Source organism: Bradyrhizobium sp. 137 (assembly GCF_023074095.1).
Classification (GTDB): Bacteria; Pseudomonadota; Alphaproteobacteria; order Rhizobiales; family Xanthobacteraceae; genus Bradyrhizobium.
The window spans coordinates 21,947-44,692 of record NZ_JADPKU010000019.1; the positions used below are offsets into that span (position 1 = coordinate 21,947).

The 22,746-nt window shown below is 65.3% G+C and carries 24 protein-coding genes; 14 read left to right on the top strand and 10 right to left on the bottom strand.

What is annotated here, in order from left to right; genetic code table 11:
• Nucleotides 1-58 precede the first annotated feature (58 nt).
• Together IVA78_RS03675 and IVA78_RS03680 are read right to left on the bottom strand one after the other, a co-directional pair.
• Nucleotides 59-1,423 carry an MFS transporter gene (locus IVA78_RS03675; RefSeq protein ID WP_247275705.1) on the bottom strand — a complete coding sequence of 455 codons (1,365 nt, stop codon included), beginning with the start codon at nucleotides 1,421-1,423 and terminating at the stop codon, nucleotides 59-61.
• Between the two features lie 24 nt (nucleotides 1,424-1,447).
• A complete protein-coding gene (locus tag IVA78_RS03680; protein ID WP_247275704.1) occupies nucleotides 1,448-2,215 on the bottom strand; it encodes a GntR family transcriptional regulator in 768 nt (255 codons plus the stop codon).
• A gap of 178 nt (nucleotides 2,216-2,393) precedes the next feature.
• Between IVA78_RS03680 and IVA78_RS03685 the strand changes: the two genes are divergently transcribed.
• From IVA78_RS03685 to IVA78_RS03695, 3 genes are read left to right on the top strand one after another with little or no spacing between them, the layout of a single operon-like run.
• Complete coding sequence (locus IVA78_RS03685) at nucleotides 2,394-3,593, top strand: mandelate racemase/muconate lactonizing enzyme family protein (protein WP_247275703.1); 1,200 nt, start codon at nucleotides 2,394-2,396, stop codon at nucleotides 3,591-3,593.
• Between the two features lie 11 nt (nucleotides 3,594-3,604).
• Nucleotides 3,605-4,372 (top strand): SDR family oxidoreductase, encoded by a 768-nt coding sequence (locus IVA78_RS03690; protein ID WP_247275702.1) that lies wholly within the window; start codon nucleotides 3,605-3,607, stop codon nucleotides 4,370-4,372.
• A gap of 26 nt (nucleotides 4,373-4,398) precedes the next feature.
• On the top strand, nucleotides 4,399-5,430 hold the full coding sequence (locus IVA78_RS03695; RefSeq protein ID WP_247275701.1) for an L-idonate 5-dehydrogenase: 1,032 nt from the start codon (nucleotides 4,399-4,401) through the stop codon (nucleotides 5,428-5,430).
• Here the strand turns inward: IVA78_RS03695 and IVA78_RS03700 are convergent.
• Nucleotides 5,420-6,301, bottom strand: a complete 882-nt coding sequence (locus IVA78_RS03700) for a DUF3280 domain-containing protein (protein WP_247275700.1) — start codon at nucleotides 6,299-6,301, stop codon at nucleotides 5,420-5,422. The genes IVA78_RS03695 and IVA78_RS03700 overlap by 11 nt on opposite strands.
• A gap of 195 nt (nucleotides 6,302-6,496) precedes the next feature.
• Between IVA78_RS03700 and IVA78_RS03705 the strand changes: the two genes are divergently transcribed.
• Both IVA78_RS03705 and IVA78_RS03710 read left to right on the top strand, forming a co-directional pair.
• Nucleotides 6,497-7,879 (top strand): histidine kinase, encoded by a 1,383-nt coding sequence (locus IVA78_RS03705; RefSeq protein ID WP_247275699.1) that lies wholly within the window; start codon nucleotides 6,497-6,499, stop codon nucleotides 7,877-7,879.
• Nucleotides 7,876-8,538, top strand: coding sequence for a response regulator transcription factor (locus IVA78_RS03710; protein ID WP_247275698.1), 663 nt, complete (start codon nucleotides 7,876-7,878; stop codon nucleotides 8,536-8,538). Before IVA78_RS03705 ends, IVA78_RS03710 begins: the two co-directional genes overlap by 4 nt.
• 16 nt (nucleotides 8,539-8,554) lie before the next feature.
• Here the strand turns inward: IVA78_RS03710 and IVA78_RS03715 are convergent, their stop codons facing one another.
• Nucleotides 8,555-9,538, bottom strand: a complete 984-nt coding sequence (locus IVA78_RS03715; protein WP_247275697.1) for a VOC family protein — start codon at nucleotides 9,536-9,538, stop codon at nucleotides 8,555-8,557.
• Nucleotides 9,539-9,686: 148 nt separating this feature from the next.
• On the opposite strand from IVA78_RS03715, the gene IVA78_RS03720 reads away from it, so the two are divergent.
• The 4 genes from IVA78_RS03720 (at nucleotide 9,687) to IVA78_RS03735 (ending at nucleotide 14,190) form a co-directional block, all read left to right on the top strand.
• A complete protein-coding gene (locus IVA78_RS03720; protein ID WP_247275696.1) occupies nucleotides 9,687-10,478 on the top strand; it encodes a DNA-binding transcriptional regulator in 792 nt (263 codons plus the stop codon).
• A 73-nt stretch (nucleotides 10,479-10,551) separates the two neighbouring features.
• Nucleotides 10,552-12,057, top strand: coding sequence for a bifunctional 3-(3-hydroxy-phenyl)propionate/3-hydroxycinnamic acid hydroxylase (locus IVA78_RS03725; RefSeq protein ID WP_247275695.1), 1,506 nt, complete (start codon nucleotides 10,552-10,554; stop codon nucleotides 12,055-12,057).
• Nucleotides 12,058-12,082: 25 nt separating this feature from the next.
• Nucleotides 12,083-12,934 carry a fumarylacetoacetate hydrolase family protein gene (locus tag IVA78_RS03730; protein WP_247275694.1) on the top strand — a complete coding sequence of 284 codons (852 nt, stop codon included), beginning with the start codon at nucleotides 12,083-12,085 and terminating at the stop codon, nucleotides 12,932-12,934.
• 44 nt (nucleotides 12,935-12,978) lie between these two features.
• Entirely contained in the window at nucleotides 12,979-14,190 is a 1,212-nt protein-coding gene (locus tag IVA78_RS03735; RefSeq protein ID WP_247275693.1) for an ABC transporter substrate-binding protein, read from the top strand.
• A gap of 66 nt (nucleotides 14,191-14,256) precedes the next feature.
• On the opposite strand, the gene IVA78_RS03740 is transcribed toward IVA78_RS03735, so the two are convergent.
• Complete coding sequence (locus IVA78_RS03740; protein WP_247275692.1) at nucleotides 14,257-15,099, bottom strand: hypothetical protein; 843 nt, start codon at nucleotides 15,097-15,099, stop codon at nucleotides 14,257-14,259.
• A 212-nt stretch (nucleotides 15,100-15,311) separates the two neighbouring features.
• On the opposite strand from IVA78_RS03740, the gene IVA78_RS03745 reads away from it, so the two are divergent.
• Together IVA78_RS03745 and IVA78_RS03750 are read left to right on the top strand one after the other, a co-directional pair.
• Nucleotides 15,312-16,193: an IclR family transcriptional regulator gene (locus IVA78_RS03745; RefSeq protein WP_247275691.1), complete on the top strand. Its 882-nt coding sequence runs from the start codon at nucleotides 15,312-15,314 to the stop codon at nucleotides 16,191-16,193.
• A 36-nt stretch (nucleotides 16,194-16,229) separates the two neighbouring features.
• Nucleotides 16,230-17,204 (top strand): tripartite tricarboxylate transporter substrate binding protein, encoded by a 975-nt coding sequence (locus tag IVA78_RS03750; protein ID WP_247275690.1) that lies wholly within the window; start codon nucleotides 16,230-16,232, stop codon nucleotides 17,202-17,204.
• 3 nt (nucleotides 17,205-17,207) lie between these two features.
• Here IVA78_RS03750 and IVA78_RS03755 read toward each other — a convergent pair whose 3' ends face one another.
• Both IVA78_RS03755 and IVA78_RS03760 read right to left on the bottom strand, forming a co-directional pair.
• On the bottom strand, nucleotides 17,208-17,477 hold the full coding sequence (locus tag IVA78_RS03755; RefSeq protein ID WP_247275689.1) for a hypothetical protein: 270 nt from the start codon (nucleotides 17,475-17,477) through the stop codon (nucleotides 17,208-17,210).
• A 124-nt stretch (nucleotides 17,478-17,601) separates the two neighbouring features.
• Nucleotides 17,602-18,099 (bottom strand): ferritin-like domain-containing protein, encoded by a 498-nt coding sequence (locus tag IVA78_RS03760; protein ID WP_247275688.1) that lies wholly within the window; start codon nucleotides 18,097-18,099, stop codon nucleotides 17,602-17,604.
• Between the two features lie 208 nt (nucleotides 18,100-18,307).
• Between IVA78_RS03760 and IVA78_RS03765 the strand changes: the two genes are divergently transcribed.
• Nucleotides 18,308-18,634, top strand: a complete 327-nt coding sequence (locus IVA78_RS03765) for a hypothetical protein (RefSeq protein WP_247275687.1) — start codon at nucleotides 18,308-18,310, stop codon at nucleotides 18,632-18,634.
• Between the two features lie 196 nt (nucleotides 18,635-18,830).
• Here IVA78_RS03765 and IVA78_RS03770 read toward each other — a convergent pair whose 3' ends face one another.
• Nucleotides 18,831-19,322, bottom strand: coding sequence for an SRPBCC family protein (locus IVA78_RS03770; RefSeq protein ID WP_247275686.1), 492 nt, complete (start codon nucleotides 19,320-19,322; stop codon nucleotides 18,831-18,833).
• The gene (locus IVA78_RS03775; RefSeq protein WP_247275685.1) at nucleotides 19,322-19,711 is read right to left on the bottom strand and encodes a metalloregulator ArsR/SmtB family transcription factor; all 390 of its coding nucleotides are present in this window, start codon (nucleotides 19,709-19,711) and stop codon (nucleotides 19,322-19,324) included. Before IVA78_RS03775 ends, IVA78_RS03770 begins: the two co-directional genes overlap by 1 nt.
• Nucleotides 19,712-19,930: 219 nt before the next feature.
• Between IVA78_RS03775 and IVA78_RS03780 the strand changes: the two genes are divergently transcribed.
• A complete protein-coding gene (locus IVA78_RS03780) occupies nucleotides 19,931-20,986 on the top strand; it encodes a serine hydrolase (RefSeq protein ID WP_247420510.1) in 1,056 nt (351 codons plus the stop codon).
• Between the two features lie 8 nt (nucleotides 20,987-20,994).
• Here IVA78_RS03780 and IVA78_RS03785 read toward each other — a convergent pair whose 3' ends face one another.
• Complete coding sequence (locus IVA78_RS03785; RefSeq protein ID WP_247420507.1) at nucleotides 20,995-21,696, bottom strand: SDR family oxidoreductase; 702 nt, start codon at nucleotides 21,694-21,696, stop codon at nucleotides 20,995-20,997.
• 108 nt (nucleotides 21,697-21,804) lie between these two features.
• On the opposite strand from IVA78_RS03785, the gene IVA78_RS03790 reads away from it, so the two are divergent.
• Nucleotides 21,805-22,647, top strand: coding sequence for a GNAT family N-acetyltransferase (locus IVA78_RS03790; RefSeq protein WP_247275682.1), 843 nt, complete (start codon nucleotides 21,805-21,807; stop codon nucleotides 22,645-22,647).
• The last annotated feature ends 99 nt before the right edge of the window (nucleotides 22,648-22,746 follow it).

Here is a 22,746-nt window from a genome sequence, read left to right on the forward strand (position 1 = left end):
GAGCCCGTGACCGTCCGGCCCGATCGCGGCGATGACGCCGCGACCAGGTCGTGCTTCGTCAGTCGTTCTCGTAGCCGTAGACCTCCGGCAGGATGAAGATCGCAGCCAGCAATCCGATCACCGGGAAGATTGCGACGAACAGGGTGGCATTGGCTTGCCCGATCGCCGCGAACAGCGATGGGAACAGGAAGATCGCCAGGAACGACGGCAGCTTCACGAACATATAGGCGAAGCCGCTGGCGGTGCCGCGGTATCGCGGCCGGGCGACCATGGTCGGGATGGTCATGCAGTTCGACGCGTCCCAATAGTGGCCCCAGAGCATGCCGGCCGCGGCGAACGGCAGCAGCATCTTGTTGTCCGTGAAGAGCGCAAACGCAGCGACTAGCAGTGACACCAGCACGATGGAGAAGCCTGCGATCGCAATGCCGCGATGGCCGATCTTCGGCGTCAGCAGCGGCCCGACCCACCCCGACAGAGCGGCGAAGCTGAATAGCCCCATCGTCACCAGATTATTGCCGAGCACGCTCGACACGCCGACCATGACGAATAGCACCGGCAGGTAGAACGCGAAGGTCGAGAACTCGCTCGCCTGCGCGAAACAGGCGATCCAGCCATATAGGGTGGCACGCCAGCGGATCGGATCCTTCTTGAGATCGGCGAGGAACGCGCGGGTCGAGACCTTCGGCACCTCGACGTCCCGGTCCGGCAGCATGTCGAGATTGTCGTTGAACATCTCGCGCGCGACCTGCTTGGCCTCGCGGTAGCGCCCCTTCTGCACCAGCCACACCGCCGTCTCCGGTACGTCGTGGCGCATGATCAGGATGATCAGCGCCGGCACCGCGCCGAGGCCGAGCGTGACGCGCCACAGCATCTCGTGGTTCATGTCGATCAGCAGGAAGATCACGATGACGCCGATGGTCAGGACCTCGCCGACCGCGAACATGAACTGCCACCTGTTGCCCATCACCTCGCGCTCACCCTTGGCCATGGATTCCATGATGTAGGTGTAGCCGGTCGAAATGTCCGAGCCGAGCGGGATGCCGAGCAGGAAGCGGATCACGACGAGCCAGGCAACGTTGGGCACGAACGCCTGCGCCAATGCCAGCACGATGAACATCACCATCGTCACCAGGAACATGACGCGGCGGCCGATCTTGTCGGATAGCCAGCCGCCGAGCAGCGCGCCGATCAGGGCGCCGCCTTGGGTGCCGGCTGCGGCGAGGCCCAGCATCAGCGGATCGGGATTGTACTGCTCCTTGATGAAGATCAGCACGAAGGCGATCGAATACAGATCCCAGGCCTCGACCAGGATCGAGGCCATCATCAGCCAGCCGACCTTGTTGCCTTTGGGACTGTAGTTCGTGATGAGGTAGCGGACCGCGGCCTCGCTCGCGCTCGGTTGTGGCATCGCCATCGTCGACATGTGTGTTCCTTCCTTCAAACTTTCTCACGCGCCGAGCAGCGGCTCGATGCTGCAATCGAGCAGGCGCGGATCGATCCCCGCCTCCATGCCGGTGAATATCGCATCCATGTAATCGATCAGGGCATCGCTCGCTTTCACCGCATCCTCGACGCGGCGATTGGCGACCGCAGCGAGAACGGCGAGATGGCAATCGATCGTGCCCGACAGCTCGGTCTGTCCCGGCATGAAGCGGTGGTGGATGTAGCCGATGCGCCGGTACAGCGTGTGCAGCGGCCGCAGCGTGTGCACCAGGAACGGCTCGCCCGCGGCCTCCAGCACCAGCGCGTCGATCCGACGGTCGATGCTGTTGAATTCGTCGAGGGTCAGGCTGGCGCGGCGCTCGCGCAGCAGGCGCTCGATGTGCAGCGCCTGATTGCGATGCGACAGGCTGGCGCGATCGGCCGCGAGACGGATCACGAAGCGCTCCATGTCGCGGCGTAAGCCCAGCAGCATGCGCTCACGCGCCAGATCGATCGGGGCGATGTGCAGGCCGTGCCGTGGACGAATGATGATGAGCGTGTCGGCTGAGAGACGATTGACGGCGTGGTGCACCGGCGTGCGGCCGAAGCCGGTGATCTGCTGTAATTCCAGCATGGTCATGAACTGGCCCGGCTTGAGCTCGCAGTGGACGAGGAGCTCCTCGATCCTCTGATAGGCCAGCTCGAAGAAGTTGAGGCGGTTGCGCCGGGAGGGCCTGCCCTCGCCGCTATCGTCGTTTCTCACCACCTCGAGCGCGCGCTTGCGCCGTGCCATGTCGTCCTCCGTCAACCTGCGCTCTCGTTGCGAGCTGGCGCCTTGCTTGTGACATCCCTAAAACATATTGTGAAATATTACAAGCAGGCGTAGGACTGCCCATCGGCCCGCCGGCAAATGGTGGCGCAGAAATGACAAACAAGGCGGGCGCTATGGGCCCGACGGGAGGATTATTGCCGTGAAGATCACGTCGATCGAGACCCTGCGCACTGAAGAATTCTCCAACGTCATCTGGGTGCGCGTCCACACCGATGCGGGCATGATCGGGCTCGGTGAGACCTTTTACGGCGCGGGCGCGGTCGAGGCGCAGATTCACGACACCTTTGCCGGCCGGCTGCTCGGCCGCAACCCCCTGCACATCGAAGCCATCCACCGCGACATGCTGAACCTGCCGATGGCGCAGTCATCGACCGGCGTCGAATACCGCGCGGCGTCGGCGATCGACATCGCGCTGTGGGACCTGTTCGGCAAGGTCTGCGGCCAGCCGGTGCACCAGATGCTCGGCGGCCTCTGCCGCGACAAGCAGCGCATCTACAACACCTGCGCCGGCACCCAATATGTCCGCTCGACCAATATCAGCCCGGTCGCGAACTGGAATCTCGGCGCCTCCAAGGGACCTTACGAAGATCTCGACGGCTTCATGCATCGCGCCGACGCGCTCGCCGAAAATCTCCTGGAAAGCGGCATCTCCGCGATGAAGATCTGGCCGTTCGATCCCGCCGCCCAGGAAAACAAAGGTCTCTACATCACCGCCGCTCAGATGAAGCAGGCGATCGAGCCGTTCGAGAAGATCCGCAAAGCTGTCGGCGACAAGATGGAGATCATGGTCGAGCTCCATTCGCTATGGAATCTGCCGACTGCCAAGCAGATCGCGCGCGCGCTCGAGCCCTACAAGCCGACGTGGTACGAGGACCCGATCCGGATGAACTCGCCGCAGGCCCTGGCCGAATATGCGCGCTCGACCGACGTCTGGGTCTGCGCCAGCGAGACGCTGGGCTCGCGCTTCCCCTACAAGGACATGCTCGACCGCGACGCCATGCACGTGGTGATGGCCGATCTGTGCTGGACCGGCGGCCTTACCGAGGGGCGCAAGATCGCAGCGATGGCCGAAACCTATCATCGGCCTTTCGCACCGCATGACTGCATTGGCCCGATCGGCTTCATAGCCGCCATCCACATGTCGTTCAGCCAGCCCAACACGCTGATCCAGGAATCGGTGCGCGCCTTCTACAAGGGCTGGTACAATGAGCTCGTCACCACCATGCCCATGATCAAGGATGGTTTTGTCTATCCGATGGAGGGCCCCGGCCTCGGCGTCGACCTCCTGCCGGCCGTCTTCGACCGCTCCGATCTGATCGTGCGCCGCTCTAACGTCTAAGGATTCTTGAGATGAGCACCGCCCTCTTCGACCTTTCCGGCCGTACCGCGCTCGTGACCGGCTCCTCTCGCGGCCTCGGCCGCGCCATTGCCGAAGGCATGGCCAGGGCCGGCGCCAAGCTGATCATCAACGGCGTCGATCCCAAGCGCGTCGAGCAGGCCGTCGCCGAGTTTCGCAGCGCCGGACATCAGGCCGAAGGCGCCGCGTTCAACGTCACCGACGAGCCCGCGATCGTCGCTGCCTTCAACGACTTCGACAGACAAGGCCTCGCCGTCGACGTCGTCATCAACAATGCCGGTATCCAGCACCGCAAGCCGCTGGTCGAGTTCACTACCGACGAATGGCGCAAGGTGATCGAGACCAATCTCACCAGCGCCTTCGTGATCGGCCGCGAGGCGGCCAAGCGCATGATCCCACGCAAGCGCGGCAAGATCATCAACATCGGCTCGCTCGGCAGCGAGCTCGCGCGCCCGACCATCGCGCCCTACACCGCGGCCAAGGGCGGCATCAAAAATCTCACCCGCTCGATGGCGGTGGAATGGGCCCAGCACGGTATCCAGGCCAATGCAATCGGCCCCGGCTACATGCTGACCGACATGAACGAGGCGCTGGTCAACAACACCGATTTCAACACCTGGCTGATGAGCCGCATCCCGTCGAAACGTTGGGGCAAGCCGGATGAGCTGGTCGGCGCGGCGATCTTCCTGGCCTCCGACGCCTCCACCTACGTCAACGGCCAGATCATCTATGTCGACGGCGGCATGATTGCCGCGATGTGACCCGCGAACCGCTGAAGGAACAAACCATGCGCGCCGTCGTCATTCACGCCCCGAAAGACTTGCGGATCGACCTCTATCCGGATGTGGAGCCCGGACCGGGCGAAGTCCGCGTCAAGATTGCCAATGGCGGCATCTGCGGCTCCGATCTGCACTACTACCATCACGGCGGCTTCGGCGTGGTCCGCATCCAGCAGCCGATGGCGCTGGGGCATGAGATCGCCGGCGTGGTCGCTTCCGTCGGTGACGGCGTCACCCAGGTGAGGCCGGGCACGCGCGTTGCAGTCAATCCGAGCAATCCGTGCGGCCAGTGCCTGCATTGCCGGGAAGGCATGCACAACCAGTGCCTCGACATGCGCTTCCTCGGCAGCGCGATGCGCGTCCCCCATGTGCAAGGCGGCTTTCGCGAATTCATTACGGTCGGCGCCACGCGGGCCGTACCGATCGCCGACAGACTGTCGCTCGCCGAAGCTGCGGTCGCCGAACCGCTCGCCGTGTGTCTGCATGCCGGCAATCAGGCCGGTTCTCTCCTCGGCAAACGCGTGCTGATCACCGGCTGCGGCCCGATCGGCGCGCTGATGATCTTGGTTTCGCGCTTCGGCGGCGCCGCCGAGATCGTGGTGACCGATGTCGCGGACGCCCCGCTCGCGGTCGCGAAGAAGCTCGGCGCCACGCACGCGATCAATGTCGCGACCAATGCCACTGCGCTCGATTCCTGGCGTGCCGGCAAGGGCGTGTTCGATACGCTGTTCGAAGCCTCGGGCAACCAGGCCGCACTCCGTACCGCGCTGGACGTATTGCGGCCCGGTGCCACGCTCGTTCAGCTCGGCCTCGGTGGCGAGATGACGCTGCCGATCAACTCCATCGTCGCCAAGGAATTGCAGCTCCGCGGCACCTTCCGCTTCGATTCCGAGTTCGAGCTCGCGGTGCGGCTGATGGGCGAAGGCCTGATCGACGTCAAGCCGCTGATCACGGCCACCATGCCGTTCGAGAGCGCGGTCGCCGCCTTCGAACTCGCCAGCGACCGCTCACAATCGATGAAGGTGCAGCTTACTTTCTAGGAGCGTCGGTGGCCTGCTGACTCTCGATCAGCCGGTCGCTGACCAGCCGCACGGCGCCGCGCTTCCAGGAATAGTCCGCGCCGAGGCGCAGGCCGCTGTCGCCGCGCGCCACCACGGCGCCGGTCTTGGCATCGCGCACCTGGAAGCCGAGCGTGTATTCGGTGCGGCTGACACGCCGCACCACCCCGATCAGCGACAGGTCCGCGCCGAGCTTCTGCGCAATCGCGGCCTCGCAGCCGCCGCAATCCCGCAAGGCGCCCGTCCTCGCCGTCCCTCCGCCGACATCGACGATCCGATAACGGCCGGAATGGCCGAGCGCCTCGCGCACGGCGGCGCTGACCTCGGCCAGATACGAGGCGTCCGAAGCCGAGACGATCGCGGAAGCGGCCGTCATGTCCTCGAGCTCGAAGTCGAACACGGCAAGCGCGACCGGAGCTGGCGTGGCGAGCGCAGCCATGACCTCGCGGGACACGAAGATCTCGGCGCGCTCCCACGATTCATCATTGTCGCCGCGGAAGGTGTAGAGCTTGTCCATCACGAGCCTTTTGGCGCCGACGTCGATCACGGCGACCTTGGCCCATTGCACCAGCGTGCTGGTCTTCTGGATGCCGCCGACGACCTTGAACGCCGCACCGTCCTCGGCAGACCGCAGCAGCCGATAGCGCCGGTCCGTGCCGATATCCCGCCTCAGCGCGGCCATGAACGCCGATAGCCGCCGCTCGTGGGCGGCGGTCTGGTTGGCCGGCTCGCCCGACGTATCGGTATAGCTGAAGTCGTCCATGGCAACGCCAATCGCAGCCTCGGCATCGGCTCGCGACGAAGAGAGGCCGAAGAGGAAAAAAGCAGAGAGAATCAGCCGGAAGCAGTGCATGAAGGAGCCTCGTGGGATGGAGCGGCCCTGCAAATCTGGACGGGTCGCCTGAGGCCACGCAGCCGTAATTGTCCCGACGAGCGCCGGGAAAATTTCACGACATTGCACTGCGGAAGGACGCGAACGCTTCCCGCGGGTTGCGTTCTGCCGTTTAATGGACGAGCGACAAAACCCGTTCGCACCAGGTGCCCGCCGATGTGGAATCGCCCGAGGTTCGATCTCAAGGTCCGTCTGACGCTCCGCGTGGCCGCAATATCGGCCGCCTGCTTCGCCGCGATCTCCGCCTATTTCCTTGTTACGGCCGAACGCGCAGCGCATGCGCGCATCGACGGTATCGCCGCCATCGTGGCGAAGACACTGGAGCTGCAACAGGGCAAGGTCCAGTGGGTAGCTAGCCCCCGCTCCGACTTCCCGAACCTTGATCCGGTTTCGGCCCATGTGATGACCGCCGGTCTGTGTCTTGGATTCCGGAGCGCTAGCGGCGAGATGCTTCAGCGCTTCTGTAGTGGCGCGCCTGCCCCGGCGAGCCCGCCGCCGCAAGCCTTCGCCGCCTTCTATCGCAGCCTGTTCGACCCCGGCCGCGAGGCGGCACGCCCGGTGATCGTGCGCGGAACGACGCTCGGCGAGACCGTGGTCTCGGTCGACCCCACCGTGCAGACGGCCGAGGCCTGGCACGAGGCTGGCCGCCTGATGATCGCGCTAGCGATCGCGTTGCCGCTGCTCTGCGCGCTGGTCTATGCCGCACTCGCTCGCGCCCTGCGCCCCACCCGCATGATCGGCAGCGGCCTTGAGCGAATCGCGGGTGGCGACCTCACGACCCGGTTGCCGCCGTTCGATCTCGCCGAGCTCTCTGCCATCCGCGACGTCTTCAACCACCTCGCCGAAAGCCTCGACATCGCGCTTGCGGAACGCAACGAGCTGACGCGGAAACTGATCGCGCTACAGGACGAGGAGCGCCGCCATCTCGCGCGCGAGCTGCATGATGAGTTCGGCCAGTCGCTCGCCGCAATCCGCGCGCTTGCCGCGTCCGCCCGCCAGACGGCGGCGCAGGACTGCCCGGGGCTGCTGGGAGAGTGCGACAGCATTGCCCGGACCGCGACCGGCATGATGGAGACGCTGCGCGGCGCGCTGTTCCGGTTGCGGCCCCCCGACGTCGACGAGCTCGGCCTTGTCGCGAGCCTCGAAGGCCTGGTGGCGGGGTGGAACGGCCGCAGCCGCGGCCAGACCCGCGTCGATATCCGGTTCGACGGCGCCTTCGAGAACGTGCCCGCCTCCGTCAGCGCCAATCTCTACCGGATCGTGCAGGAAGCGCTCACCAACGCGGCCAAGCACGCCGGGGCCACGAAGGTCAGCCTTCATCTGACGATGGCCGAAAATGAGATCGCGCTCGCGATCGAGGACGACGGCCGGCCGAACGAGGCGGCCGTCAAATCCGGCATGGGCCTGCTCGGCATGCGCGAGCGCGTCGCCGCGCTTCGCGGCCGGCTGAGCTTCGAGACCGGCCCTAATGGCTCCGCGCTGCGCGTGTTCATTCCGCTCGCGGCCACCGATCGGCAGGCACTGGAGCACGCCGCATGAGCACGACTGAAGCGACCATCTTGCTGGTCGACGACCATTCCGTCGTCCGCGAGGGGTATCGCTCCGTGCTCCAGAAACAGCCGGGTTTGCGCGTCGTCGCCGAGGCGGCCGACGGCGCGGAAGCCTACCGGCTGTACAAATCCGAGGCACCCGACCTCGTCATCATGGACCTCAGCATGCCCGGCATCGGCGGCATCGAGGCCGTCAGGCGGATCCGGCAATGGGACAAGGCGGCAAGGATCCTGGTCTTCACCATGCACGAGAATGCCGGCTTTGCCGTGCAGGCGATCCGCGCCGGTGCCAGGGGTTACGTCACCAAGACCAGTCCACCCGAGACCTTGGTGCGCGCGGTGAAGGACGTGCTCGCCGGCAAGATCGCCATCAGCCCCGACATCGACCATGAGCTTGCTCTCAGCCGCATCGGCGGCGAGAGCTCGGCCGCCGACGTGCTCACGCCGCGCGAATTCGAGGTGCTCCGCCTGCTGCTCGCCGAGAACACGACTGAGCAGATCGCCGCGACGCTGCATGTCAGCCCGAAGACAGTGGCGAACCTGCACTCGCTGATCAAGGACAAGCTCGGCGTCGGCTCCGACATCGAGCTGGTGCGGCTGGCGCTGCGCCAGGGAATCTTGACCGAGGTCGATCTCGGCGAGGCCTGAGCTGCGCCGCCGAGCATCATTCGCGCGCGACCACCGAGTCCAGCCACGCGCAGTTGAGCGGCGGCACACGCGGATCGGCGACGCGCACGCCGCGGGCAGCCGCGTCGAGCCGCATGTCGCGTAGCCGCTTGCGCTGCTCTTCGGGCATATGCAGCCGCTCGTGACCCCATAGGGAGGGCCCATCAGAGGTCTCGTGCGGCTGCCAGGCCTCGGGATCGATGACGCGTCCGCCCCAGCCGTATTCAATGAAGAAGCCGGACGGCGTATTCACGTAGAACGAGGTCATGTGGTCATTGGTGTGCCGGCCCAGCGTGTAGGCGGTGCGTCCCTCGTCCATCTGCGCGAGGTCGTAGCCCTGCCCGACATCATCGAGGCAGCCGAGCTCGACCATGAAGTGATGCATCGCCTTCCGCCCCGATCCGACCATCGCAAAGGAATGGTGACGGCCGTTGACGTGGAAGAAATAAAGCCCGTAAGGCTTCAGCCCGAAATCGGAAACGTGAAAACCGAGCACGTCGCGATAGAACGGCAACAGCACCTCGACATTCTCCACATTGAGCACGACATGCCCCATGCCAAGCGGCCCGGTGCGGAAGCCCGAGATCGGGCGGCCCGGCTCGAACGGCTCGCTCGCAAGCTCCGGCTTGCAGAAAGCCTCCAGCCGGTTGCCGGCGGGATCGGCGAACGCGATCAGCTCGCCGACATGCCGCTCGTCAGCGAGTGCGCGCGAGCCCCTCGTCACCTTGGTGCCATGTCTTTCGAGCCGTCCTGCCAACTTGTCCAGTTCGGCGGTCGAAGGAACTTCCCATCCCATCACCGCAAGGCCCGCATCGCTGCCGCCGTCGACGATCAGCCGCTGCTTGCGGTCGTCCATGCGGAAGGCCCGCACCTTGCCGCCACGATCGACCTGCTGCATCCCGAGCAGCCCGGTCGCCATCAGGCTCCATTGGTCGAGCTGGGATGAACTGATTCCGATATACCCGAGCGCTGCGATTTCCATCGAATTCCTTCCCGAAGGCATCGCGATCGCCGTACTGCGGCGAGCTTGATACCGGCCGCGCGCGATCCTACGGTGGCGTTCCGCAATCGCCTCGCGTTCGCAACGACAATAAGCGCGCCGGGATGTGCCACAAGGGAGGAAATACAAAGTGTCCAAGGAGCGGACGCGGAACGGCCAGCCTCGGCAGTCTGACGGCGTCCGCGCCTTCAAGCGCGGGCTGGACGTGCTGCAGGAAGTCAACCGCTCCGGCGGCATCCGCGCCGGCGACGTTGCCCGCGCGCTCGACCTGCCCCGTCCCACCGTCTATCGCCTGCTCGAAACGCTGGAGGAACTCGGCTATGTCGCGCGCAGCGCCAGCGACGACCGATTTCGTGTGACCCGGCGGGCGCTGAGCCTCGGTGACGGCTATGACCCCGGCGTGGTGATCTGTCAGGCGGCAGCGCCTTATCTCGCCGAACTCAGCAAGACCCTGATCTGGCCAGTCGATCTCTCCACCTACGAGAACGCCGCGATGGTGGTGCAGGAAACCACCCATTCGCGCAGTCCCCTCTCGATCGACCGCGGCATGATCGGCAAGCGCCTGCCGATGCTGCGAACGTCCGCGGGGCGCGCTTATCTCGCCGCCTGCCCCGCGCGCGAGCGCGATCTGATCGTCAGTCATTTGCGCCGCATCGACGAGGCCGACGACCGCCCCTTCCTCGACCAAGGCCGGCTCGACCGCATGATCGCGGAGACTGCCGCGCGCGGTTACGCGATCCGCAGCGAGGGCGAATACAATCCCAAGACCTCCTCGATCGCCGTGCCCATCGTTCGCAACGGCACCGTATTCGGCTGCATCTCAATTATTTGGATCCGCTCCGCGCTGGGCATCGAGGAAGCGGTGGCGCAGTTCGCGGGCCAGCTTCAGGAGACCGCGTCAGCCATTCCCGTCGAGGTCTAGTCGCCGTCCGCTGGGCGGACACTTGGCGCGGCAGTGTTGAAGGGATCGCACCGCTTGGGGAAAAGATAGCCCCATGCAAGATAAATCCGCCCCAGAAGAGTTTGACATCGTGATCGTCGGCCGCGGTCCGGTCGGCGCCACGCTCGCCAATTTGCTCGGCCTGTGCGGCGCGCGAACGCTCGTGCTCGAGCGCGAGGCCCGGACTTATCATTTGCCGCGCGCGGTGCATTTCGACGACGAATGCATGCGCGTGTTCCAGACCATCGGCCTTGCTGACGCGATCCTGCCGCACGTCATCCTCAGCCCCGGCATGCTCTTTCTCGATACCAACGGCCGCATGCTGCTGGACTGGTCGCGCCCGCAGACGCCGACACCGATGGGCTGGAATCTCAGCTACCGCTTCCACCAGCCTGATCTGGAGACCGTGCTGATCGGCGGCCTCGCCCGCTGGCCACATGTCGCCTTGCGCAGTCGCTGCGACGTGTTCGCGCTGGATCAGGATGAGGCCGGCGTGCGCGTCCGCTATGAGGACCTCTCCAACGGAGGACTCAGGGAAGTTCGCGCCGGCTACGTGATCGGCTGCGACGGCGCCCGCTCCCTGGTGCGCCGCTTCATCGGCTCGGGCATGGACGACCTCGGCTTCCACGAGCGCTGGCTTGTGATCGACGTGCTGCTCAAGCGCGCGCGCGACGACCTCGGCGACTACAGCCTCCAGCATTGCGATCCGAGGCGGCCCGCAACTTACGTGCGCGGCACCGGCACGCGGCGGCGCTGGGAAATTACGGTCCTGCCCGACGAGGACACCCAGGAGGTCACGCAGCCGGCAAAAGTCTGGGAGCTGTTGTCGCGCTGGATCACGCCGGACGATGCCGAGATCGAGCGCGCCGCGGTTTACACGTTTCATTCCGTGATCGCGCAACGATGGCGCAGCGGACGTCTGCTGCTCGCGGGAGACTCCGCCCACCAGACTCCGCCCTTCCTCGGCCAGGGCATGTGCGCCGGCATCCGCGATGCCGCCAACCTCGCCTGGAAGCTGGCGAGCGTGATCCGCGAGAGCGCCGCGCCCGATCTGCTCGACACTTATCAGAGCGAACGCCTGCCGCATGTGCGCGAGTTCATCGAGCTCGCCATTCGCCTCGGCGGGATCATCAACACCAAGGCGATCGAGGCCGGCCTTGCCGCCGGCGAAGCGCGCGAGAACGCGCCGGTCAAGTTGGAAGTGAAGAAGCCCCTGCTCGGCCCCGGCCTCGCGTTCGGCGACCTGCCGCTCGCCGGACACCTCGCACCGCAATTCATGCTGAGCGACGGACGCCGCAGCGACGACCGGACCGGCTATCATCATCTCCTGCTCGTCGAGAGGGCGGCCGCACTGCCGCGCCTGGCGCTGTCGCAGACGGGGCTCAAGATCCTGACCAGCGAGGATGCCAACGGCATCAGCCCCTGGCTGCGCGAGCACGGCATCATCGCCGCACTCGTTCGCCCGGACCGCTATGTGCGCGGGTCCGCCCGCAACGAGGCCGAGCTCGACCGCCTCATCGCCCCCATTGCGCCTCCAACCCACGTGCCGTCAGCGGCCTGAGCGGACACTTTCTCGAGGATATCTCATGAAACTGCTTTCTTTCATCGTCGACGGCCGTCCCTCGTTCGGCACCGTCAAGGACAACGGTGTCGTCGATCTCGGCGCGCGCATAGCCGGGTGCACCACGCTGCGGCAGCTGCTCGAGGCCGATCGCCTCGCCGAGGCGGCAAGGCTGGCCGACTCCGCGGCCCCCGATCACGCGCTCGACAAGATCAGCTTCGCGCCCGTGATCCCCGATCCCGGCAAGATTATCTGCGTCGGTCTCAACTATCGCGATCACGTGGCCGAGACCGGTCGCACCGTCACCGAAAAGCCGGCGCTGTTTGCGCGCTTCGCCTGCAGCCAGGTCGGCCATCTCCAGCCGATCGTGAAGCCGAAGGTCAGCGACGATTTCGACTACGAAGGCGAGCTCGCACTCGTCATCGGCAAGGAAGGCCGGCACATTCCCGCACACCGCGCGCTCGACCATGTCGCGGGCTATTCCTGCTACAACGAAGGCAGCATCCGCGACTGGCAGCGCCACACCAGCCAGTTCCTCTCCGGCAAGACCTTTGCCGAAAGCGGCAGCTTTGGCCCATGGCTGGTGACGGCGGACGAAATTCCAGATCCGTCAAGGCTCACCTTGCAGACGCGCCTGAACGGCACCATCGTGCAGGATACCACCACCGACCTCCTGATCACCGCCATCCCCAAGCTGATCTCCTACATCTCGACGATCTGCCCGCTCGTCCCCGGCGACGTCGTCGTCACGGGTACGCCCGGCGGCGTCGGCGCCAAGCGCTCGCCGCCGCTGTGGATGCGCCCCGGCGACACCGTCGAGGTCGAAATCTCCGGCATCGGCACGTTGCGCAACACGGTCATCGCCGAACCGGCCTGATCACCGATGCCAATCAATCAAACATAACGACATCAGGAAACGCCATGGCCACCCTCCGCACGACATCCGTTGCCACTGTGCTAATCGCGCTGGCACTTGCAGGCACCAGCGCGCACGCCGAGATCAAGGCTGACGCCATCCGAATCGGCGTTCTCACGGACATGAACGGCGTGTTCGCGACCGCCATGGGCCCGGGCTCGGTCGAGGCGGCGCGCATGGCCGCGGAGGAGTTCGGCGGCAAGATCAACGGCAAGCCGATCGAGATCTTGCAGGCCGATCACCAGAACAAGCCGGATCTCGCCGCATCGCTGGCGCGAAAATGGTTCAGCGACGGGGTCCAGGCCATCGCCGATGGCGGCAGCTCCGGCGCCGCACTCGCGGTGCAGGAGCTGGTGCGCGGGAACGGCAAAATCTTCCTCGTCTCCGGTGCCGGCGCCAACCAGCTCACCGATGAAGCCTGCGCGCCGACCAGCGTGCAATGGACCCAGGACGCCTATTCCACCGCGACGGCGGTTGTGTCCGGCATCATGCAGACCAGCAAGGAGCCATGGTTCTTCATCACCGGGGACTACGCTTTCGGCCATTCGATCGAGGCAACCGCGCGCGAGCGCATCGCTGCGCTCGGCGGCAAGGTCGCCGGCAGTGTGAAAGCCCAGCTCGGCACGCCCGACTACAGCTCGTTCCTGCTGCAGGCGCAGTCCTCGGGCGCCAGGATCCTGGCCATCAACGTCGCCGGCGACAACGCCACCGCGATCAAGCAGGCTGAGGAATTCGGCCTCGCCGCCCAGGGCATGAAGATCGTGCCGATGTCGTTCCAGAACGTCGACATCGAGGCGGTCGGGCTCAAGGCGACGCGCGGCGATCTCATCGTCACCTCCTTCTTCGAGGACGTCTCGCCCGCCGCGCGGAAGTTCTCCGATGCGTTCTATGCGCGCAGAAAAGCGATGCCCTCGCAGATCCAGGCGGGCGTCTATTCCGCCGTGCGCCACTATCTGCAAGCCGTGAAGGACACCGACTCCGACGACAGCGCGTCCGTGATGGCCAAGATGAAGGCGACGCCGGTGTCGGATGCCTATACGCCCAACGGCCGCATTCGCGAGGACCAGCGCATGGTGCACGATCTCTACCTGGTGCAGGTCAAGACGCCCGAGGAATCCAGAGGTCGCTGGGATTTCGTCAAGCTGGTCGCGACGATCCCGCCCGACCAGGCCTTTCGTCCGCTCGACCGCAGCAAATGCAGCCTGGTCGGCAAGTAAAGCCCCTTGAAGCGAAGCTGGATGCCGCTTCGCTTCAAGAGTACGCGTCAACCGAAAATCTGACCGTCAGGCGAGATAGCGCACCAGATAGCCTTCCATCGCGTAGAGTGCGCAGAGCGCCAAGCTCGACCACACCGCGGCGCTGAAATACAGGAACATCCAGGTCAGCTCGCCCTTCCAATGCGCGATGTCGTGAGTCACGACCCAGCGCGTCGCGACATCGTGCAGGCCTTCGAGGAAGCCCAGGAACCTGCCGCCCTCGGCGTGCCCTGCCCGCCAGCGGCTGAGATACATCGGCACGTCGACGGTCACGAGGAAGGCGAGGAAGCAGGCGATGCCGACGATTCCCGCGATCAGCGCCCAGCGCACCACGCCCTGGAATTCCGGCATTAGGCGGCACAGTGCGATGCCGGCGAGGAAGAAGGTCACCGCCCACAGCGAATTCTCGATTGCGTTGTAGAGGAAGTTGGTGGTCACCACCGCGTACCAGGAGAAGCACTCCGCGATGATGACGATCGGCACGATCACGAGCGCGATGTTCACCGCGGTCTGCGCGCCGGTCATGGTCCCGAGCTGATGCAGAATGATCGCCCATTGCGCCGCGAAGCAGACTTCGGCGACGGTTGCGACCGTACGGCCGACGAACACGCTCGACAGCCAGGTATCGAACAGGCAGATGCGCTGCACATCGGCGCGCGGCAGCACTGAGCGAAACGCGCAACCGAACACATAGGCCGCGCACAGCAGGAACATCAGGCCGATATCCGAGCCGCCACTGAGGCTGCCCGCAACGGTCGGGTAGAACTCGCGGTACAGCATGAACCAGACGAGGATATTGGCAGCGCTGACCAGCGTCAGGGACCCCCACCACCACGCGAGGGGATTTGACCGTGCCTGCCACTGCAACATGAATCGCTCCGCTGTAATCGATGTGACATGTGTTCGTAATAATCCTGTCACAAGACGCCGTGGAATCACGACAAAAATGTGTGTGTAGCGGCACCTTCCGTGCGGCTCCTGACCAGGCTGGAGGGATTTATCTTTGTCCGCATACTGGACAGAAACGGCGTATTTTCTGAATTTATTGGACAACCGTCCCCGCGCGGTTCATTAAAGCCCGGATGGCCCGATCCCGCTCCAAACCGCTCCTCGCCTCTTCGTCGGCCGCCGCGGTGCTCGCCGACAGCGCAGACGACGCTGCGTTTGCGACGACATTGGCAAAGGGCCTCGTGGTGCTCGAAGCCTTCAGGGCCGGAGCAACGGAGCTCGGCAACATGGAGCTGTCGACACTGACCGGGATTCCGCGACCGACAGTGGCGCGGCTGACTCACACGCTGGCCGAGCTCGGCTATCTCCGCTCCGTCCCCGAGCGCGCCAAATATCGCGTCGGCGCACGGGCCTTGCGCATGGCGCATCCGCTGCTCGCCGACATGCAATTTCGCCAGATTGCACGGCCCATGATGCAGGAGCTCGCGCAGAGTGTCCGCGGCACCGTCTCGATCGGGCTGCTGGATGCGACCTCCATGATCTATGTCGAGACTGCGCGCTCCGGCGACGTCGGCCCGCACGTCCCTGACATCGGCATGCCGATTCCGGTTGTAATGACCGCCATGGGCCGCGCCGCGGCAGCGATCTTGCCGCCGGCCGAAGCGGCCCAACTGGAACGGCGCATCGCTGCCGAAGATTCCGAGTTGTGGGCCGCCTTCCAGGACAAATACCGAGCGGGCCTCGCTCAATGCGTCAGCCGCGGCTTCTGCACCTGCTGGGGCGAGTATATGGCTTCGATCCACGCCGTCGCCGCGCCGCTGTTTCACGCGAGCGAAGCGAAGCAGTCGTTCTCGATCAATTGCGGCATCCCGGCATTCCGACTCCAGCCGGGGCAGCTGGAGGGCGAGATCGGCCCGCGCATCGCGGCGCTCGCCGACAGCATCCGTGCGACCGTCAAGGCGGCGGAGCCGGCAGCCGAGACACGCAAGCAAGACAAGAAGGGCGCCAGGACATGAACAAACAAGCTGGCGCCCCACGTCGGGGAGGCCATCATGATCATCACACGCCGAACATTGCTGGGCGCCCTCGCCGCCTGCCTGGCGAACCCGCCATTTTCCGCTCGCGCTGAGGACGCCTGGCCGTCACGTCTGGTGCGGCTAATCTCACCCTACGGGCCCGGCGGCTCCAACGATATCTCGCTGCGTCTCCTGGCGGAGGAGCTCGGCCGCAGCCTGCGCCAGCAGTTCATCGTCGAGAACAAGCCGGGCGCCGGCACGCGCATCGCCAACGTTTTGGTCGCGCATGCGCCGGGCGACGGTTACACCATTCTCTATGTCGCAGCTCCCTATGCCACCGCCGAAGCGCTGTTCGGCAAGCTGACCTACGAGCGAAAGGATCTGCAACCCGTGGCAATGGCGGTGATCGCGCCGCTGTTCTTGATTATCAGCGCGGACGCGTCGTTCAAGACGCTGCCGGAGATGATCGCCTACGGCAAATCGAAGCCCGACGGCCTCACCTTCGCTTCGCCCGGCGCGGGCTCGCAGCCGCACCTTGCCGGCGAGCTCCTGTTCCGGGACGCCGGCGTCAAGGGCCTCAACATCCCGTTCCGCGGTGATGCCGCCTCCTACACCGAGCTGCTCGCCGGCCGCGTCGACGCCACGCTGACGGCGCTGCCGACCGCGCTGCCCTACATCCAGAGCGGCAAGTTCATCGTGCTCGGCGTCGCTTCGCCCGAGCGCAGCGCGCTCTACCCGCAGGCGCCGACCTTGCGCGAACAGGGCTTTCCCAACGTGGCCGCCGCCGGCTGGTACGGCTTCATGGCGCCATCGACGACACCACGCACGATCGTCAACAAGCTCCAGGCCGAGGTGCTGCGCGCGCTCGCCGAACCCGCAATCAAGGACAAGCTGACCGCCCAGGGCCTCGAAGTGCGCCCCGGCACCGCGACCGAGTTCGGCCAATTCATCGACAACGAGACGCGGAAATGGACCAAGCTGATCCGCGACGCCGGCCTCAAAGGCGAATGACGGTCAGGAACGTCCCTCGGCACGGCGGCCGCCGCTGCGGATGAGGCTATCGGCTTCGTCGACTTGATGCTGATATTCGGAGATCGCGCGATTGGCCATGCGGATCCGGTTCGTCTGACCCTCGTCTACCATCACGGCGATACGTTGGGCCAGGAACGCGCAGGCCTCGAATTCGTCGCGAATGGCGCCAGTTCGCGCGAGAAAATCCCAGGCAATCTCGAAGGCCTGCTCGGCGGCGGGGTTGCGATAGTCACTGAAGATGATGTGCGTCATCACTGCCAAAGCCGGAGTGCAGCGATCGTTCCTCGGGGCCGAACGCTCGCTCCCGTTGGCAATCGTGAGAAACCACCGGCCGCCCTGGCGCGCCGGTGGTTCGATATCCTGGGAACGCGGAGAACTACGCGGCCTGGCGCTGATGCGTCAGGTACTCCATGGTCACCTTCTCGACATTTGAGTCGATCCAGGCGGCCATGCGCTGCTCTTCCTTCAACGAGACTTCGAGCAGCGGCTTGGCTTCGGGCGCTCCGGCGGCGCCGCAGAGCGTCAGGAGCGACTTGTAGGCGGCGATCTCGAAATTCTCGAACGCGTTGTTGGCGAAGGTATTCTTGAGGATCTCGTCGCCGGCGACCGAATGCGCCATCGCCATCATATTGGCCATGACCGACTGCGTCGTGTCCTTCAGGCTGGACGTGCTCTCGCCGCAGGCCTCGAGGCACTTCTCCAGCCGATTCAGTTGCTCATTGGTTTCTTGAAGGTGCGCGGTGACCTTTGCCTTGACTTCGGGATATTCGTCCAGCCGCTCCGACTGGCGCTCCATCAGTTCTCTCGCTTGAATTTCCATCGCGTGCGCGTTGCGTAGTCCGACCACGAACGTATCGCGGGCTGCGTCAGCCATTTTCCTGTCCTCCGTTTGAGTGGCTTCGTGCCGCAACCAGGAAGAAGGGGCGATTGTTCCTAAGGGTACCGGGCTGATTGCCGCAGGCGACCTGCATCGGAGCCGGGCGTTCCGGTCCACCGCCGGAAGGTCCTCCAACATCAATGAACGTAGGAACGGTTGGCGACGCGCGTGATTGGTCCGTGGTAAAACTTCAAGGAGCAAGATCATGCGTAAGACATTTCTGACGATCTTCACGGCCGCGATGCTGGCCGGCGCTTCAGTCGGCGCAGCGTTCGCACAAGCGGGCGGCGGCGGCGCCGGTGGTGGTGCTGGGGGCGCCGGCGGCGGAGCTGGTGCCGGCGCCGGCGCGGGTGCCGGCGCGGGAGCCGGCGCAGGTTCGGGCGATGGAGGCGGTGCGGGCGCAGGCGGTTCCGGAGCCGGCGGCGGTGGCGACATCACGCATGTGGAGCGCGGCGGACAAGGTGCCTCCAGTCCCAAAGGCATGCGCAACGAGACTACCCCACCGTCAGACGGCACCACACCGCGACGCTAGCGGGACAATCGGTCAGGTCCTCCGAAAGCCGAGCACGACCGAGCCACGCGTTAATGCGACCCCGCCGAATTCTCTCCGCCGGGGCCGCACCGGTCTTGCCGAGCTACCGAACTTAGAACCTTCCGAGCTGCTGAACCTAGAACGCGTTCAGCTAGCTCAATGCGAAGCATCGACCTCGGAATGAGTGCGGCCCTTCTCAGCCCTTCATCCCGGCCACATACCCCGCCAGCTTGTCCAGTGTCTGGTAGCCGTATTCGACGGCGCCGAATCCGATCATGGCGTCGCGCTGCTCGGTGCTCGAGGCCAATTGGCGCAGCGTCAGCACGGTCTTGCCGTTGCTTTGCTCGGCAAAGGTGACGGTGAAGCGGAACAGGCCGGGATCGTCGTCCTGGTCGGCGCCGTGATCCATCTCCATCAGAGACGGCCGCTCGATGCGGCGGAAGCGCATGCGGTTCGGATAGACGGTGCCGTCGGGGCCGACCATGTTGAAGCGCCAGACTCCGCCGACGCGCACGTCGATCTCGAAGGTCTCGACCTTGAACCCCTTCGGTCCGAACCATTGCGGCAGGTGTTTCGGATCGGACCAGGCCTCGAACACGAGATCGCGCGGCGCGTCGATCACGCGCGACATCACGATCTCGCGGTCGAGCGACCATTGCGACAGGGCGGCATTGGCAGAACTCGTCATCACTCAGAACCTTTCCGTTTGGTTGTCCGGGACGGACGCTTGGCGGCCGCCCTTTCCTTCTCTTTCTTGAGCTTCATCACATAGACTGCGAACCGGTCGAGCCGCATCTCCCAGACGGCACGCTGCTGCTGGAACCAGTCTTCCGCGCTGATCAGCGCATCCGGGCTGAGGCGGCAGGTACGGACGCGGCCGGATTTCTCCGACAGCACGAGCCCGCTCGTCTCCAGCACATGGATGTGTTTCATGAAACTCGGCAGCGCCATGTCGAAGGGATCGGCGAGCTCGCCGACGGAGGCCTCGCCCGCGCAGAGCCGCATCACGATCGCCCGCCGCGTGGGGTCGGCGAGCGCGGCAAAGATCTGATCGAGCCGGGACAATTGGTTAGCCATGAAGCTAACTATAGCGCCAGCACCGTTTCGCGTCAATCATTGTTAGCCCACAGGCTAAGTGATTCGGTCTCGGGCCCCGCCAGGCGGAACCCTCAACGCGCAATCGTGAATTGGGGCGTGCGCGCCGTCACGTTAAGAAGGGCCCGGAGGGCGCTCTCCCGGGCAGCGCTCGTTCCACTCGCACTGGCCTTGCCCGGCCGCGCCTCGGCGGATTCCGACATGATTGCGCAGATGCGCGACATCGTCGCGAACGGGCTTACGGCGACCGCGACGCCGGATCATGCGGGCGGCCTTGCCGCCGCGCTCTATGCCGGCCGCCATGTCGAGTTCTTCACCTACGGCTTTGCCGATGATGCGGCAAAACGGCCGGTGACGCCGGACACGCTGTTCAATGTCGCCTCCTTGCGAAAACCCTTCGAGGCGACTCTCGTGGCGCTCGGTGCGCTGCGCGGCGAGCTGGGGCTCGACGACCATTTGCCGAAATACCTTCCCGAGCTGAACGGCGACTACGTCCGCCGCGTCACCATCGGCGAGCTGGTCACGCACACCTCGGGGCTGTTGCTGCCGACCGATCATCCGCCCTGGCCGGACGAGCAGTTTACGCGCGACCAGTTCATCGCCATGCTGAACGCCTTCGCACCGCCGCCCGGCGTCGCACCCGGACGGCAGCGCATCTACACCCACGCCGGCTACGTCCTGCTTCAGCTCGTGCTCGAGCGCCGCTACGGCGCTCCGATCGCGACCCTGTTCGAACAGCGCATCCTTGGACCGCTCGGCATGACCGCGACCTGTGTCCCCGAGCGCGGCGAAGACAACCGCGCTGTCATGGACGAGGCCTGGATGCGGCGCGTGGTCCAGGGCTATTCGGACCAGGGCATGGCAATCGGCCCGATCGGCAACCAGCAGAGCTATTTTGACTTTTCCGGCACGGGCCAGATGTTCTCTTCGGCGCGGGATCTCGCGAGCTTCGTTGCCGCCTGCGTCGATGGCCGCTCGCTCGATCCGCATCTGCGCGAGGCGTTGCGGATGACGCAGCATGAGGCCTTCCGCATCGACGAAAAATTCGGACAAGGCATGGCCTGGGAGAGCGTGCATCTGCCCGGCGTCGCCCTCGTGGACAAGCCGGGCGGTCTCAACAACGCTTCCGGCTATATCGGTCTCGTGCCGGCGCGACGGCTCGGCCTGATCCTGCTCGCCAATCGCGGCGAATATCCGCACGAGATTGCGCGCTACAAGATCCTGCCGGAACTGGCGCGGCTCGTCGCCTCACATTGAGGGTCCGCTCAAACCGAGCGCGTCAGTCCGCCGTCGACGCGAATGTTCTGGCCGGTGATGTAGGCCGCGCCGTCGGAGGCCAGGAACGAGACCGTCGCCGCGATCTCCTCGACCTTGCCGTAGCGCTTCATCGGCACGCTGTCGCGCCGCGCCTCGGTCTGCGGCAGGCTGTCGATCCAGCCCGGCAGCACGTTGTTCATGCGGATGTTGTCGGCCGCATGCGCGTCGGTGAAGATTTTCGTGAAGGCAGCAAGCCCTGCCCGGAATACGGCCGAAGTCGGAAACATCGCGCTCGGCTCGAACGCCCAGGCGGTCGAGATGTTGATGATGGCGCCGCTCTTCTGCGCCTGCATCACTGGCGTGACCAGCCGGGTGGGACGGATCACGTTGAGAAGGTACGTATCGAGCCCGGCATGCCATTGCTCGTCGGTGATCTCCGTGATTGGCGCGCGCGGCCCGTGGCCGGCGCTGTTGACGAGCACGTCGATCCGTCCCCACCTGGTCATCGCGCCCTCGACGAGGTGCTTCAGATCGTCGTTGGACTTGTTCGAACCGGTGACGCCGAAGCCGCCGAGCTCGGCGGCGAGCGCCTCGCCTTTGCCGGAGGACGACAGGATCGCGACGCGAAACCCATCTGCTGCCAGCCGCCGTGCCGCCCCAGCCCCCATGCCGCTGCCGCCCGCGGTGACGAGTGCAACCTTCTCCGCCATGACCGATCATCCCTTGCGAATATCGTTGAGGCGAGCCGCATGCCCGACCTATCATGAGGCCTTCTACCGCCAGACCCGCCGGCAGGTCCATCGTCGAGAGCATTCGTCATGAGCGATTTGCAGATCCGCATTTTGCGTCCGGAGGAGATCGCCGTCCCCATCGATTGGGCCGCGGCCGAGGGCTGGAATCCGGGCCTGGCCGATGCCGCCTGCTTTGCGATCCCCGATGCGCAAGGCTTCTTTCTCGGCGAGATCGACGGCGAGCCGGTCGCGACCGTCTCCTGCGTCAATTACGATGACCGCTTCGCCTTCCTCGGCTTCTATATCGTGCGCGAGAGTTTTCGCGGCAAAGGCCATGGCCTGCGCATCTGGAACGCGGCGATCGCGCACGCGGGCACTCGCGTGATCGGGCTCGATGGCGTGGTCGCGCAGCAAGACAATTACAGAAAATCGGGCTTCCAGCTCGCCTACGCCAATATCCGCTATGGCGGCACCGTAGCCGCGCCACCGAAACCGCCTGCCGATGTCGTCGCCCTCGATAACATCCCGTTTGCACGTGTTGAAGCCGATGATGCCACCGTCTTCCCTGCCGCGCGTAGCGCGTTCCTGCACGCCTGGATCAACACATCAGGCCATGTCGGCCGCGCGCTGCTGCGCGACGGCAAGCTGTCCGCATGGGGCGTGATCCGGCCGTGCCAAACGGGTCACAAGATCGGTCCGCTCGTTGCCGACGATCGCGCGGCGGCGGAAGCGATCGTTCAGGCCCTGCTTGCGGGTGTGGCCGGCGGCGAAGTGTTCCTCGATGTCCCCGCCGTCAATCGCGAGGCCATCGCGCTCGCGGGCGAGCTCGGGCTCAAACCAGTGTTCGAGACGGCGCGGATGTACACGGGACCGATCCGGTCGCTGCGGATCGACCGCGTCTTCGGCGTCACCAGCTTCGAGCTGGGCTAGCACTACTTTGGCAGAATTGGTTTGTGCTGCAGTTTTTCACGGATACGTCTTCTGCAGTAGGGGCATCGCTGCGATCGCTGCCGTAGGATGAGATCGACG